Annotated in this window: 15 protein-coding genes; 7 read left to right on the forward strand and 8 right to left on the reverse strand. The window is 36.2% G+C overall.

The features are described 5' to 3' along the window. Positions 1–102: 102 nt before the first annotated feature. The 4 genes from B554_RS0116690 to B554_RS0116705 form a co-directional block, all read right to left on the reverse strand. The gene (locus B554_RS0116690; protein WP_019458949.1) at positions 103–1,122 is read right to left on the reverse strand and encodes a fimbrial protein; all 1,020 of its coding nucleotides are present in this window, start codon (positions 1,120–1,122) and stop codon (positions 103–105) included. After that, on the reverse strand, positions 1,119–3,656 hold the full coding sequence (locus B554_RS0116695) for a fimbria/pilus outer membrane usher protein (RefSeq protein WP_019458950.1): 2,538 nt from the start codon (positions 3,654–3,656) through the stop codon (positions 1,119–1,121). The genes B554_RS0116690 and B554_RS0116695 overlap by 4 nt, the downstream gene beginning before the upstream one ends. 54 nt (positions 3,657–3,710) lie before the next feature. Further along, positions 3,711–4,451 (reverse strand): molecular chaperone, encoded by a 741-nt coding sequence (locus B554_RS0116700; RefSeq protein WP_019458951.1) that lies wholly within the window; start codon positions 4,449–4,451, stop codon positions 3,711–3,713. 73 nt (positions 4,452–4,524) lie between these two features. After that, positions 4,525–5,061: a fimbrial protein gene (locus B554_RS0116705; protein WP_004702089.1), complete on the reverse strand. Its 537-nt coding sequence runs from the start codon at positions 5,059–5,061 to the stop codon at positions 4,525–4,527. Positions 5,062–5,505: 444 nt separating this feature from the next. Between B554_RS0116705 and B554_RS0116710 the strand changes: the two genes are divergently transcribed. Together B554_RS0116710 and B554_RS0116715 are read left to right on the forward strand one after the other, a co-directional pair. After that, the gene (locus B554_RS0116710) at positions 5,506–5,856 is read left to right on the forward strand and encodes a hypothetical protein (protein ID WP_004702088.1); all 351 of its coding nucleotides are present in this window, start codon (positions 5,506–5,508) and stop codon (positions 5,854–5,856) included. A 64-nt stretch (positions 5,857–5,920) separates the two neighbouring features. After that, positions 5,921–6,133: a hypothetical protein gene (locus tag B554_RS0116715; RefSeq protein WP_004702086.1), complete on the forward strand. Its 213-nt coding sequence runs from the start codon at positions 5,921–5,923 to the stop codon at positions 6,131–6,133. Between the two features lie 42 nt (positions 6,134–6,175). Here B554_RS0116715 and bioB read toward each other — a convergent pair whose 3' ends face one another. Next, on the reverse strand, positions 6,176–7,165 hold the full coding sequence (gene bioB / locus B554_RS0116720) for a biotin synthase BioB (RefSeq protein ID WP_004702085.1): 990 nt from the start codon (positions 7,163–7,165) through the stop codon (positions 6,176–6,178). 87 nt (positions 7,166–7,252) lie between these two features. After that, a complete protein-coding gene (queG, locus tag B554_RS0116725; RefSeq protein ID WP_025465260.1) occupies positions 7,253–8,353 on the reverse strand; it encodes a tRNA epoxyqueuosine(34) reductase QueG in 1,101 nt (366 codons plus the stop codon). Positions 8,354–8,379: 26 nt separating this feature from the next. Here queG and B554_RS0116730 point away from each other — a divergent pair, with 26 nt between their 5' ends. Then, a complete protein-coding gene (locus B554_RS0116730; RefSeq protein ID WP_019458953.1) occupies positions 8,380–9,840 on the forward strand; it encodes a bifunctional ADP-dependent NAD(P)H-hydrate dehydratase/NAD(P)H-hydrate epimerase in 1,461 nt (486 codons plus the stop codon). A gap of 4 nt (positions 9,841–9,844) precedes the next feature. Here the strand turns inward: B554_RS0116730 and ruvC are convergent, their stop codons facing one another. Then, positions 9,845–10,390, reverse strand: coding sequence for a crossover junction endodeoxyribonuclease RuvC (ruvC, locus tag B554_RS0116735; RefSeq protein ID WP_002121356.1), 546 nt, complete (start codon positions 10,388–10,390; stop codon positions 9,845–9,847). Between the two features lie 226 nt (positions 10,391–10,616). Between ruvC and B554_RS0116740 the strand changes: the two genes are divergently transcribed. The 3 genes from B554_RS0116740 (at position 10,617) to B554_RS0116750 (ending at position 12,739) form a co-directional block, all read left to right on the forward strand. After that, positions 10,617–11,210 (forward strand): helix-turn-helix domain-containing protein, encoded by a 594-nt coding sequence (locus B554_RS0116740; RefSeq protein ID WP_019458954.1) that lies wholly within the window; start codon positions 10,617–10,619, stop codon positions 11,208–11,210. Beyond that, on the forward strand, positions 11,207–11,752 hold the full coding sequence (locus B554_RS0116745) for a GNAT family N-acetyltransferase (protein WP_019458955.1): 546 nt from the start codon (positions 11,207–11,209) through the stop codon (positions 11,750–11,752). The genes B554_RS0116740 and B554_RS0116745 overlap by 4 nt, the downstream gene beginning before the upstream one ends. A gap of 426 nt (positions 11,753–12,178) precedes the next feature. After that, a complete protein-coding gene (locus B554_RS0116750) occupies positions 12,179–12,739 on the forward strand; it encodes an FxsA family protein (RefSeq protein WP_019458956.1) in 561 nt (186 codons plus the stop codon). A 77-nt stretch (positions 12,740–12,816) separates the two neighbouring features. Here the strand turns inward: B554_RS0116750 and B554_RS0116755 are convergent, their stop codons facing one another. After that, the gene (locus B554_RS0116755; RefSeq protein WP_019458957.1) at positions 12,817–12,999 is read right to left on the reverse strand and encodes a hypothetical protein; all 183 of its coding nucleotides are present in this window, start codon (positions 12,997–12,999) and stop codon (positions 12,817–12,819) included. 258 nt (positions 13,000–13,257) lie between these two features. Here B554_RS0116755 and B554_RS19025 point away from each other — a divergent pair, with 258 nt between their 5' ends. Further along, positions 13,258–13,506 (forward strand): hypothetical protein, encoded by a 249-nt coding sequence (locus B554_RS19025; protein ID WP_004702072.1) that lies wholly within the window; start codon positions 13,258–13,260, stop codon positions 13,504–13,506. Positions 13,507–13,549: the final 43 nt, after the last annotated feature.

The raw sequence follows: 13,549 nt of genomic DNA on the forward strand, positions 1-13,549 counted from the left end.
AAATCCTTTTTGTTTAGTGTTAATTAAAAATAATAGTTTATATAGCTTTATTCACACTACAAATAGAGACGTAATAAAACTCAGTTTTGTATAAGTTTACTGCTAATCATATTGAATGGTTACAGTTGCATTAGCTTTGACTTCGCCTGCTGTAACAGTAGTTGCTGTTTGATAGTAACGTGCTGTTAAAGGCACATCATATTCTACAGTTTGATTAGAACTTACAGTGCCAATATCTAGTGGGTTCCCTTTTTGAATAGGGCTGTTCGCACCATTCATATTCCATAAAAGCTCTACACCAACGCCGTTCGCTTTTGTTGAATCAGCAGCACTATTATTAATAACCTGATTATTTGAGCTATCCGAATTATAGTCAAAGCTTAAGCTCAATGAATTGCTGGTAGGTACTCCTGAGTTATTCTCGCCTCCATTACAAAGAATAGATAGGTTAAAGTTTTTTTCACCTTGCGTTGAACCAATAGCTCTAAAACCTGATTTTGTTACTGTGGGAAGTTGCACAACAGTATCTGGACCATTTTGAATTTCACAAGATGATGATGCAATCAGAATAGGGGAGCTACCTAATACTGTGGTTGTTAAGAAAGGGCGGTTTTGTTGTCCTGCCACATAGTAGGTACTATATCGACCTGTCACCAATGCACCGGAACCTGTAGTGGCAGCGGTTTTAATAATTTCAAGAACAATGTAGCCTGGTGAAAGAGTATATGTTGTGTGAGGCGTCAATGTAAGTTTATAAGGGTAATAGCCAGAAGCGTTTGAAGAGTCTGTTACTTCACGATAAATTCGAATGCCTATACCCGGAATGTTTGTAGCATATACATTATTGCCTATTGAGCTAATTGGATAATTTAGTGGTAATGCTGCTGTAATTTGGTCACCTGGACGGTTACACGTTGCCGTAGAATTATTTGGCGAAATCGTAAAAGTATTTTTTTGTAGAACTGTGCCTATTGGATCAGTCGGACGAACGATAATCGTACCAATTGTTATAGGAATATCTACTGTAGTAAAACCTTTGCTTAAAGTGCAGTTTGCATAAGCTTGGTTATAAATAAATAGACTAGTTACTAATAAGCCACTTTTCATTAGTACTTTTTTCATTTGCAGATTGCCTCTGTCATAATAATTGATTGTTTTTCCTGAGAGATTTTTGATTGAATGTCATATTCAAGTTGACATTCCTCATTATTCCTTTCACCCCACCTCACATACAGATGATCGTGGATTAGAGGTGTACGTAAATAAATTCGACTACCTTGGGCGACCATCCCAACTAATTCTTTGTTTTGGTTAAAAACTTGTGCTGCAAAAGGAAGATGAGTACCCGTTGAAGTTTGGGTATTAATGAAAAGTGCATATCCAGTTTTTGTCGAGAAATTTACCTTGGTGATGGATCCAGCATAAGGTGCTATACGATGACTTGTTTCTGAAAGCTCCACATTTGAAGGCATGCCTTGAGGATCTAAACTAATGTCATTTAAGCGATAAGGCGTAACATAGGGAATAACAGCATATCCTTGCTTATTAATACTTAAACCTGTTGTATTACCTATCCGTGCACCGGTAGCCTCAGGAGCATAGACCAATACCATCGTTTGGGCCTGGTCAGGTCCAAATAAAATACCTTGAGAGTGGGCAACAATGTTTCCATTTAAATTGATCATTTCTTGTTGATATGTATCGGATTGACTATAAGAAGCCCCTACGGTGGTGTAGTTAGTACGATAGTTGCCATTAATATTTATGCTTGTCTGAGCTTGATCTTGATATGTAACAGATGAACCATAGTCGAAGCGGTTGCCGATATAACCACTCATTCCTAAAGTTTTACTATCTTCTGAAATAGAGCTATTAAAATTAACCGTATTCTTCTTAAATTTGAGTGGAAAGGATAATGACAATAAATATTGTGTCTCATGTCCTGAATCTTGTTTTTCTAAGTCAAGTTCATGCCTAACTACAGAAATACTGTAAGTTAAATCTTTAAACTGATTACTGTATCCAAATTGAAATTGTTGATTACGATTAGGTTGATTCCAGTAATTAATCCAAGAACCCACTAAGTAAAAATTACCCCATTGGTTCGGAAGACCTTGGTTTAATGTGATCTGAAATTCACTTTTTTGTTTCCCTACTGAAAAACTATCTATATTTCGTTGTTGTAAATCTTGGATTAATATTGAATCTCTTAACTTTAAATAATTTTCTGTTGAATATCTGTATGTTGCTACAGTTAGGTTAGTGCGAGTTGGGGTAAATAATCGATTGTAACTTAGACGATAACTTTGCCCTTTGAGGGTAGGACTTTGGTCAAAATCAGCTTTTGATTGAGTTACATCAAATGCAATTGCACCAATTGGTGTCGCAAAAGCGCTACCTATTAAAAATGACTGATAATGTTCAGCAGATTGAAAACCTGCATAGCTTGTTAAATAGTTGTTTATACCTCTTTGGTATTTACCTTGTATCAACCACGGTTTTAAATCGATATTCGCATCTCTAAACTGCCCTAAGGTAAAAGAATATCGACTCATTTTGGGACGAAGCATTTCTACTACAGATGCATAGGGAATAGAGAACTTTTGAATCTCTCCATTTGTTTCGTATACAGAAACTTGGAGTTCACCACCAAAACCAGTGGGATAAAGATCGTTGATTTCAAAACTTCCCGGGGTAACGGTAGTTTGATAAATTAAATTTCCCTGTTGGCGTACCTCTACTTTTGCATTGGTTTTTGCATAACCTCGAATTTGAGGAGCATATCCAAGCATACTGTTCGGAAGCATGCGGTCATCACTTGATAGGTTAATACCCCGATAAGGAAGAGCCTCAAGAAAATTACTATTTGTAAAATAATCTCCTACAGTTACGACGCTATTTAATTGAGGAAAGGCTTTTTGGGCGTAGGTATTATTTGATGTATAAGAAGAATTCTTGTTCTGTATTTCATTATGATCTTGCCATTTCCATTGTCCAATATGGCGTAATTGCCAGTCGTACAAATTTATCCCAACATTTGTACTCATAAAAGCATGATTTGTTTCATGATCATTATTTACAATCCGATAAGCAGAGGTGTTGTATGAAAAAAAAGCGGCGTTTATGCCACGATCCCATAAGCGTGGATCGACATATCCTTGAGCATTTTTCTGCAAAGCGACCTGTGGGATTGAAATATCGAGCCTAAGACGAGCCGTATCAAATTGATAAAAGGCATCTTTGATCCATTTTTCTAAATCATTACAGGTAGGTAAATTATTTGCTTCTCTATCAAGAATTTCTGATTTAACTCCATATTCCAAAAGCATATCTGCCGTAAAACAGGTTTTTGCATTTTCATTGGAGTTTGTAGTCTTAAAAAGAAACTTTCTTTTACCGAACCATTGTCCATTAATATATACATCAAGACTATATTCGCCAGGTAAAATAGGGTTGCCGTATTTAAATCGACCAATATCAATTTTCTGCGCATTTCCTACTAAAAAATTAGTATCAAAGTCAGCTTTTAACGCATTTTCGTTATTCATATTGTCAGAAGCATATACAGCCAAAGGCACATTAATTGCGATGCTTAACACTAAATAATATGTACTTCGCTTTTTTAAGCAAATATGGGGTATGAACCACTCTGACATCATCTTTATGCCTATTCATGGATAGGTGTTTAAATTTAAAAATGGTAAATAAAATTAGAACTTGATTACTTGTTCAACTCGACCACCGTAATCATTTATGTAAACAAAACGCATATTTGTTATATTGTTGTTTTTAAGTTTTATGTGATCTTCTGAAAAAGGAGAAAGCATTAAACCTTGTTTTAACAAATCTATTTTTTGATGATTTACTTCTTGAAAAATCGAACTTAATGTAACGTGAAAAGGTGTTGGGTTTTTAATAAGCAAATTATCTTCATTTTTTATCCATTGAATTTTTTCACCCACTGTATCAATATTTTCTTTTAAATTTACAGGTCGATAAAAGAATTTAATTCGAGAGCGTATGGCTAATTGAAGGAAATTATTAGTTAATATTTCACTATTTTCTTGTTTTTTCCCTTCTGGTCTTGGGGGAATATCTAATACATTAAGCCAAAATATACTTTCCTTATTTTGATTTAATTGTGATGCATTGGGTAATGCCGTAATTCTTAAAGTTTGCCCTTTAGACGGTTCGACTCTTGAAATAGGAGGTGTAATAATAAAAGGTACATTCGACTCATCTGGCGTAGATTTTGGATTTCCATCATCAATCCAAGCTTGAATCAGTGAAGGTGTTGTTCCGTTATTGCTTAGCTGTAAGCTAACTTCTCGAGCATCCGATGGATATACTACACGCGTACCATGTAGTACTACTTCAGCATGTGCTGTAATAGCAATAGCTGCTTGAAGACAAGCCATTCCCCAAAAAAATTTACGACCACTAAAAAGCATGAGTCATATTCTCAATATAATAAACAATAGATGAGATATAGCTTCTATTTGATAATAGAAGCTGATTTTTAGTTTATTGATAAATAATGGTGTATTTAACTTGTGAAGTTACGGTACCAGCAGTCGATACACCCGTCGCATAATATTCAGCATAGTAATTAAGGTCAGCATTACCACCAGCTGAAACATCTACCCACTGTGAGTTATCTTGTGCGCCTGAAGCACCTTTAGCAAGTACAGGAATTACTGCATTATTGCTTCCTAATAACTGAATATTGACATTAGTAGCCGCACCAGTTGTTGCTTGGTTTAATAAGCGTCCACTATTAAAATCGACTGTTGCACCGGGTTCAAAATAAGTTGCAACTTTACCAGCTGAAGCGCAATTCGTTAAATTGATTTGGAAGGGAGTACGTCCAGCAATATCACCAACATTTTTTAAAGATTGAGATGATACTGTAGGTAAATTTACGGTTAGATTTTTATCACCTGTATCGATCGTACAAGTATTATCGGTTACTAAACCATTAATAGTAATTGTGCCATCCGCAGCCTGTGCAGTGGCAATATTAAAAATAGAAGTTGCTGCTATAAAAATAAGCTTTTTCATAAATTCCCCAGAATATTTTATAAAGTAGATTTATTACTCTTCAGTGCTTTTATTCTGATCAAGTAACGCCGTGGAAATATAGCACCTTTCATGTAAAAAACAAGAATTACATTATATTTCTATGTATTTTGATTGGTTGTTTTTTATGTGAAATTTTGTTTTAAAATTTAATTTATACTATATGGTAAAATAATTAAGTTTTATTTTGTTAAAATAAAATTGATAATAATTTTCATTTAAGTTGTTGAATTTAATTAATTTAAGTTTTTCTTTAGAAAACAATACAAATTATTTATAAAATGCTTTATTAAGTATCTGTTTTTTATTAATAAAAATAATTTGTTTATGTTGTATGAAGATATTTGTTTTTTTAAGAATTTTTTAAGGTTTAATTCCTAGTGTTTTAGTTGTGATTCAATAAAAGATCGTCTGGAGTTTATTTCCATGAACAGCATGAAATACAGTTATAAACCAAATTATTTTTTCTTTGCCCATAAATTAGTCTTATTCTTAAAGGACTATTTACTTAAACATCCCACAGAACAGAATACGACGTTTAATTTACAAACAATTTATGACATCTTTAGTCATGATTTAGCGTCTAGTACAACGAATCTTGAGGGTATTCTAAATATTGCGGATGAATACGTGTTTGAAACTGAAGAAGGCTTACTTCCATTGATTAGTAAGCATTCAATCAATCTTAAGAATCATGTGCTATCTTTGGAGTTTTCTCCTCAGGCTTTAGCAAGTTTGTTATCGGGACATTCGCTTGTGAATCCTAAAGCTGCTTAGATTCTCTTTCAAGGTAGAGTTAACTCATATAGAATTCATAAATATTTATTTTTAAGAGTGATTTATGAGTAAAGACTTTAAAGCCTTAACTTATATTGCGGATGAGAACGTAGCAGATACAGTGACTTGGCTCATGCATCACCAAGATGTTTTTGAAACTTTCCACTTTGATGTGCTGAGCCAAGAGTTATCGGTTACACATGCAGCAGGTAGGGATATTATTCGAGTTGGAACTTTTCTGAATGCGACTTATGGAATACTAGTAACATCTATATAAAAAAAGCCCTGAATGATCAGGGCTTTTGAATTCTTGATGCTATTAAGCACTCATCGCATCTACCGATAGATCAGCAACAGTTGGTTTTGGCTTTTCAGCAGTTAAACCAAGTTTGTTAAATAATGCTTGGTCTTTACCTTCACCAGCATTTGGAGTGGTAAGCAATTTATCACCAGAGAACAGAGAGTTCGCGCCTGCCATAAATGCTAAAGCTTGATCTGAATCACTTAAAGATTCACGGCCTGCAGAGAGACGGATATAACTATGTGGCATAATGATACGTGCAACTGCAATAGTACGGATCCATTCAATTACATCAAGCTTTTCAACATCAGCTAAAGGTGTTCCTTCGATTGGAACAAGCATGTTAATTGGCACAGATTCAGGATGAATCGGTAGAGTAGCTAGTTCATGCAATAGACCAATACGATCTTCACGGCTTTCGCCTAAACCCACAATACCGCCGCTACAAACTTTCATACCAGCTTGACGAACATAATCAAGTGTATTCAAACGATCATCAAAAGTACGAGTACTGATAATGTGAGAATAGTATTCACGAGAGGTATCTAAGTTATGGTTGTAATAATCTAAACCAGCAACTTTCAGGCGCTCAGCTTGAGATTGATTAAGCATACCTAAAGTCATACAGGTTTCCATACCTAATGCTTTAACTTCGCGTACCATTTCTAAAACATAAGGCATATCGCGTTCATGTGGGTTACGCCAAGCAGCACCCATACAAAAACGTGAAGAACCTGAATCTTTTGCAGCTTTCGCTTCACTAATTACTTTTTCTACAGCAATACGCTTTTCTGCTTCTAGTTTTGATTCGTAATGTGCCGATTGTGAGCAGTATTTGCAATCTTCAGGACATTTACCCGTTTTAATAGATAAAAGGGTACTGACCTGAATTGTATTGGCAGTGAAGTGCTCGCGGTGTACTTGTTGAGCCTTGAAAACTAAATCCAAAAAAGGTTGTTCATATAAAGCTTGGATTTCTTCACGATTCCAATCATTACGTAGAGTCATTGTCATATCCATGATGATGGCATTAATTCACTGTACATAATCATACAGAATTCGTATTAAAGCTATAGGGCAAAAAACATCATTTTTTTAATTTGATCGCTGAAGTTGATTAAGTTGCTGCTCAATTGCCCAATCAATATGCACATTAACGATTTCGTCATGTAAATTTTTGCCTTTGTGTAGTTGATCTACAATCTCTTTGGAGTACGGTGCATTACCTAAACCAATGGCGATATTGCGTTTAAATGATTGGTAACCTGTACGGCGTATTGGACTGCCTTCTGTATTGGCTAAAAAAGTGGCTTCGTCCCACTGCCAGATATCCAGCAGACTAATATTATCTAAACCATGTCTAGGGTTGAAATCGGTAATAGAAGCTGTTTTTGCAAAGCTATTCCATGGGCAAATTAACTGACAGTCATCACAACCAAATATTCGGTTACCAATACCTGCACGTAATTCTTCATCAATAATTCCCTTATATTCGATTGTTAGATAAGCAATACAGCGTCTAGCATCTAACATATAAGGTTCGACAATTGCCTGCGTTGGGCAAATGTCGATACACGCGCTACAAGAGCCACAATGTGCTGTTGCAGGTTCGTCAAAAGGCAGGTCGAGTGATGTAAACAATTCACCTAAGACGAAAAATGAACCTGACTTTTTATGAATGAGCAAAGTATGTTTACCTGTCCAGCCCATTCCAGCACTTTCAGCCAGTGATTTTTCAAATATAGGTGCCGAATCTGCAAAAGGGCGTGATTCAAAATCTCCGACTTTTTCACGAATTCGTGTTGCTAAAGTTTTTAATCTACCACGCATCACCTTGTGATAATCACGCCCACGCGCATAACGGGCGATAATGGCTGAGTTCGGTTCAAACGGGACATATCGTGGTTTTGGAGATTCCACAAGATAGTTCATGCGTACGCAAATAATACTTTTTGTGCCCGGAACTAATAAGGTCGGATCAGCTCGCTTTTCTAGATTTTCTTCTAAATAGGTCATATCCGCATGATAACCACGTTCAAGATACTCTAAAAAACGTGGCATTTGCTCTTGAGCATCTGGTTTTGCAATGACACAATCAGCAAAACCCAAGTCTAATGCTTGAGCTTTGATCCATGCTTTTAGTTCATAAGGATCAATTTGTTGCACTGCAATGCGTGATGTGTCGGAAAATGTCATAAACCAAAATGCAAGAGGATAATAATATGCAGGCCGTAGTTTACCATAGCGATGATATTCGAGCATGGGAGCAGCGCTGGTTTGCTGCGCAAAACTCATCATTAGGCTTAATGCAGCAGGCAGCTTGGTCAATCACTCAACAGCTCATCGTACTTTTTGAAAATCATGCTACTAAGAATATTGCGGTCTGGTGCGGACAGGGTAATAACGCAGGTGATGGCTATTTTATAGCAAGTTATTTAAAACAAAATGGATTTCATGTAGAGATATTTGCGGCTGAGTTGGGCGACTCAACTGATTTACAATATGCTGTCGATTTTGCGAAAGAAAATAATGTTCAGGTTCACCAAGATTTTGAGGTGAGTAAAACCTTTGATTGCCATATTGATGCACTATTTGGGATTGGTTTAAACCGAGAGTTAAATGATTATTGGCAACATGCTATTCAACAATTTAATGAGCAGGCTGGCTTAAAAATCTCGATTGATATACCAAGTGGTTTGCAAGCAAATACAGGACGTATTTTACCCTCAGCTGTAAAGGCAGATCATACATTTGCTGTTTTAGGTCTTAAGGCAGGACTGTTTACTGGTCAAGGTAAAGAGTACACGGGACAAATTCATTTAGTTAATTTAATTCCAATAGACCAAGAGCTGAAACCTTTAGCTTATTTGACACCAACACATATCAGACTTCCTAAACGTTTGGCTTTTGGGCATAAAGGAAGTTATGGGCATGTTTTGGTGATTGGTGGGCATGAGCAAATGGGTGGAGCTGTCATTATGGCTGCGGAAGCTGCGTTTCATGCAGGTGCAGGTAAAGTGACAGTGATTTGTCATCGCAACCATCATCAGGCTATTTTGTCACGAGCACCTAATATTATGCTTCGTGATATTAATGGACTTGATGAAAATGGCATTCAAGATATTTTGTCTCAAGTTGATGCCGTATGTTTTGGGATGGGATTAGGCCGTGATGACTGGTCACAGCAAATTTATCAACAATGGTTTAATTTCTTAAATCAGGCTTCACACTTGGAAGTTGTATTAGATGCGGATGCATTATGGTTCCTTGCGAAGCAGCCTGAAAAATTAGGTGTGCATGTTTATGCGACGCCTCATCCGGGAGAAGCAGCTACCTTACTGGGTTCTTCTACAGCGGAAATTGAAAATGACCGAATTGATGCAATTTATACGTTGCAGCAAAAATATAGTGGGCAATGGGTGCTTAAAGGTGCTGGTAGCTTAAGTTTAGAGAATAACTTGTACATTTGTACCCAAGGTAATGCAGGTATGGGTACTGGTGGCATGGGAGATATATTGGCAGGTATGATCGCAAGTTTAAAAGCTCAGTTCCACAAAGATATTGCATTACATGAGATAGTGACTTTGCATGCTCAGGCAGGTGATGAACTTGCAAAACAGGGCATGCGTGGTTTACAGGCTTATGAAATGAATCAGGCAATTACTCAAGTCGTGAATCAATAAAGCTTTAACGTCTACGGCTACTCGAGCGACTTCGTCCGCGTGCCATACCACCTAAAGCATTTAAGACCGAAAGTTTACTCATACTTCCTGATGCATGAGCATGGCAAATCGCTGCTGCAAGGGCATCGGCTGCATCGGATTGCGGTTTAATGGTCAGATTAAGTAATCGCATAACCATCATTTGTACTTGTTCTTTATCGGCAGCGCCATAACCCACCACAGATTGTTTGATTTGACGGGCAGTATATTCTGCAACTTGTAAATCTAAATTAACCAAAGCAGCTATGGCAGCACCACGGGCTTGTCCTAGTTTTAAGGCAGAGTCTGGGTTTTGAGCCATAAAAACTTGTTCAACCGCAGCTTCAGTAGGGCCGTGAAATTTCACAATTCGCTCAACGCCAGCGAAAATGCGCTTTAAGCGCTCTGGCATTTCTTGAGTTTCAGTTCGGATTGTACCAGCATCGACAAAACGCAGTTTACTACCATCTTTTTCAATGATTCCATAACCTGTTAAGCGTGAACCTGGGTCAATTCCAATAATCAATGCCATGTGAAGACTTATATAATTAGTTTAGAGAGTATTGTTACATAGCCAAAACGGTTCTGCATGCGTAATTTAAATAATGCTGCTGTAAATGGTTATTTTTCGGGTTTAACTGGTCTAATTTATAATTGTTTAAAAGTTTATAAATACTTATAAACCATAATGTGAAATGATTTGATGTAATTCTATTTTAATGGAATACTTATCTATAAATATGGAATGAGTTTGCTCGATGGATGATATCAATATCAGAATTGCACATCGAATACGAGAGTTACGTTTGGCGCGTGGATATACATTAGAGATGCTTGCCACTCGATGCCAAGTTAGCCGTTCAGCTATTTCTTTAATTGAAAGAGGGGAAACAAGTCCTACAGCAGTTGTGCTTGAAAAACTAGCAAATGGACTTGAAGTACCTTTAACCCAAATTTTTATCAATGAAACAAGTAGTTCATCTCCTCAACCGCTTATTCACCGAAATGAACAAGCTGAATGGCGAGATCCGGAAACTGGCTATATTCGCCGTACCGTTTCGCCACCCAATTTAAGGCTACCATTTCAGATTGTTGAAATTGAGTTCCCGCCTCATTCTCGAGTTACTTATGAAATTAGTGAAAGCTCTAAAGTGGTACAACAGCAACTTTGGGTAGTTGAAGGGCAAATTGATATTCAATTAGGAAACAATTCTTATGCATTAGGCCAAGGCGATTGCTTGGCTATGCAACTAGATCAACCTGTCATATACAGCAACAATTCATCACAAGTCGCACGTTATATTTTAGTTGTCTCTAATCAACTTGTGTCTGCTCCCAAGGAATCTTTATGAACTATTCCCTCGATTCTAGTTTTCGTTTAATTGACTGTAATGAAGCAGAACATGCTGTGGCTATTTTAGAGATTTTGAATGATGCGATTATTAACTCAACAGCATTATATGACTATGTGCCGCGTTCGCTTGATTCGATGAAAACATGGTTTTCTGTAAAAAGAGAAAACGGTTTCCCTATTATTGGTGTAATAGATGAATCAGGTAAATTATTAGGATTTGCTAGTTGGGGAACTTTCAGAGCTTTTCCAGCTTATAAATATACAGTTGAACATAGTATCTATATACATCATGAACATCGTGGTGCTGGTTTGAGTAAAGTCTTAATGCAAGTGTTAATTCAGCGAGCTCAAGAAGCTCAGCTTCATGTATTGATTGGGTGTATTGATGCGACAAATCAAGCCAGTATAGGCCTACATGAAAAACTTGGCTTCACACATGCTGGTACTTTTAAACAGGTAGGTTTTAAATTTGGACAATGGTTAGACGCTGCTTTTTATCAGTTAATTTTAAATACCCCATTTGAACCTATTGATGGCTAAATTATAAAAGTCTTGGATACACAATGACTCATATCAATTTTTAGATAATTGATATGAGTCATATAGTAGATATATAGAATACTTAATTTTTCTAAACTTTTATAAAGTAATCTCTTTTCGTATAAAACTAAGCATTTAAACTGACAAAAGGGGTTAATTTAAGAAAAAATTGCAATCTTGTAGAAAAAACACTTGATAAAGTTTTTATAGCACTCATTAATAATGAAGTATGGCTATTTTATTAATTTGAAATCAGTCTTATTGATAGTATTGCAGAGTTTGGGCTTAGCGACGATTTTAGTTAAGTTACAAGAAAATATTGTCTAAGCTTTACTACCTATTCAACTTTTTTCAATTGAAAAGGGTTCATAGGTTAGATGGTGAAATCTGCAATGAATTTTCTTTTTGAGATAGATAAAGTTTTACATGAATTTACTTCTTATTGTGGTTCTGGGCGCGATTCTTGAAATTGCCGTATGGATTGGCGTAGCACATTTCATAAGTGGATGGTATGTGTTTTTCTGGTTCATCATTGCCTTCTTTATTGGTCTAACGCTTATTCGTAAGAGTACGGCTGGTATTATGCCGCAATTACAACAAATGCAGATGACTGGACAATTAGGTAGCGATCCGACCGTGACCAAAAAACTAGCATATGCTTTTGCAGGTTTTTTATTGATGGTACCTGGGTTGGTTTCAGATGTTTTAGCGCTCCTAATTCTAATTCCGGGTGTGCAAACTGCGTTCCGTAATATCGCAATGAGAACACTTGCGAAGCGTCAGCAAGCCATGATGGAAAAAATGATGGGTGGCATGGGCGGTGCAGGTGGTGGTCAAAATCCATTTGCTGATTTAATGCGTCAAATGCAGGATATGCAGAACCCACAAGGTGGTAGCCCATACCGTGGAGATTCAAGCATTATTGATGGTGAAGCACGAGAAGTTACTCCAGACCATAAGAAAATTGAACATAAAAATAAGGATTAATTAATTCCTTATATAAAAGATAAAAGGCCTAAATCTTAAATGTTTAGGCCTTTTTTATATTCTATCGATTATGAATTTTAAGAATCAGTATTATCTGTTCCAGCTTGAGCTATTGCAGTTGGATTTTCTTCTAACTTCGTCTGAGGCTGATATTTATTTGAAGGTAGGGCTGTTTGTTTGTTTTCAGATTGTTGATATTTTCGGCTTCTATTGGCTCTTTCACGAAAGCCACCTTTATTAATGAGCTGTGTGTGTGACATAGACTGGCCTAGAAAATAAACTATTTATGCATTTTATCAAATTCAGCAAAATATCAAAATAAGAAAAATAGTACATAAAAAATAATATTTAATTTATCTCATTGTATAAATTAAATATTTTTAAAATGAACGCATTGTTCATTCAGATTGAATTCTCTTTTCATTTCACATAGGATAAATATAAAGGATGTATAAAGTAAAAATTGTAGCAAACCTATTAAAACAACAACGGTTGAAGTGAGGGAAGGAGGGTTACCTATGCTATATCAATATCATTGTGCATGTTGTGACAAAGTCGTGGCATCAACTGACAAATCATGTCCATATTGTGGTTCACACCATATTCGAAGCCCGTATGGGTTATGGATGTTCTGTGTGATGGCATGTCTGGCTGTGGTTGTTGTATTTAAAGTTGTTCATATTTATATTCAAAATCATCAAGATACACCTACGCAGTCGACTTTATTGGACGTGCTAAATGAAGGTGATAAGACCACTAAACAATAGTATGACTTAAGTTGTTGCTAAATACCTTTAAACAAAGTGTATC

Origin of the sequence: Acinetobacter sp. GG2 (assembly GCF_000292385.1) — a bacterium.
GTDB classification, from domain to species: domain Bacteria; phylum Pseudomonadota; class Gammaproteobacteria; order Pseudomonadales; family Moraxellaceae; genus Acinetobacter; species Acinetobacter seifertii.

Bases quoted from the DNA above. Each gene is read 5' to 3' on its own strand.
- B554_RS0116715 (WP_004702086.1), top strand. From the start codon at position 5,921: ATGAGTAAAGACTTTAAAGCCTTAACTTATATTGCGGATGAGAACGTA.
- B554_RS0116700 (WP_019458951.1), bottom strand. From the start codon at position 4,451: ATGCTTTTTAGTGGTCGTAAATTTTTTTGGGGAATGGCTTGTCTTCAA.
- bioB (WP_004702085.1), bottom strand. From the start codon at position 7,165: ATGACTCTACGTAATGATTGGAATCGTGAAGAAATCCAAGCTTTATAT.
- B554_RS0116755 (WP_019458957.1), bottom strand. From the start codon at position 12,999: ATGTCACACACACAGCTCATTAATAAAGGTGGCTTTCGTGAAAGAGCC.
- B554_RS0116740 (WP_019458954.1), top strand. From the start codon at position 10,617: ATGGATGATATCAATATCAGAATTGCACATCGAATACGAGAGTTACGT.
- B554_RS0116730 (WP_019458953.1), top strand. From the start codon at position 8,380: ATGCAGGCCGTAGTTTACCATAGCGATGATATTCGAGCATGGGAGCAG.
- ruvC (WP_002121356.1), bottom strand. From the start codon at position 10,390: ATGGCATTGATTATTGGAATTGACCCAGGTTCACGCTTAACAGGTTAT.
- B554_RS0116750 (WP_019458956.1), top strand. From the start codon at position 12,179: ATGAATTTACTTCTTATTGTGGTTCTGGGCGCGATTCTTGAAATTGCC.
- queG (WP_025465260.1), bottom strand. From the start codon at position 8,353: ATGACATTTTCCGACACATCACGCATTGCAGTGCAACAAATTGATCCT.
- B554_RS0116695 (WP_019458950.1), bottom strand. From the start codon at position 3,656: ATGTCAGAGTGGTTCATACCCCATATTTGCTTAAAAAAGCGAAGTACA.
- B554_RS0116690 (WP_019458949.1), bottom strand. From the start codon at position 1,122: ATGAAAAAAGTACTAATGAAAAGTGGCTTATTAGTAACTAGTCTATTT.
- B554_RS19025 (WP_004702072.1), top strand. From the start codon at position 13,258: ATGCTATATCAATATCATTGTGCATGTTGTGACAAAGTCGTGGCATCA.
- B554_RS0116710 (WP_004702088.1), top strand. From the start codon at position 5,506: ATGAACAGCATGAAATACAGTTATAAACCAAATTATTTTTTCTTTGCC.
- B554_RS0116705 (WP_004702089.1), bottom strand. From the start codon at position 5,061: ATGAAAAAGCTTATTTTTATAGCAGCAACTTCTATTTTTAATATTGCC.
- B554_RS0116745 (WP_019458955.1), top strand. From the start codon at position 11,207: ATGAACTATTCCCTCGATTCTAGTTTTCGTTTAATTGACTGTAATGAA.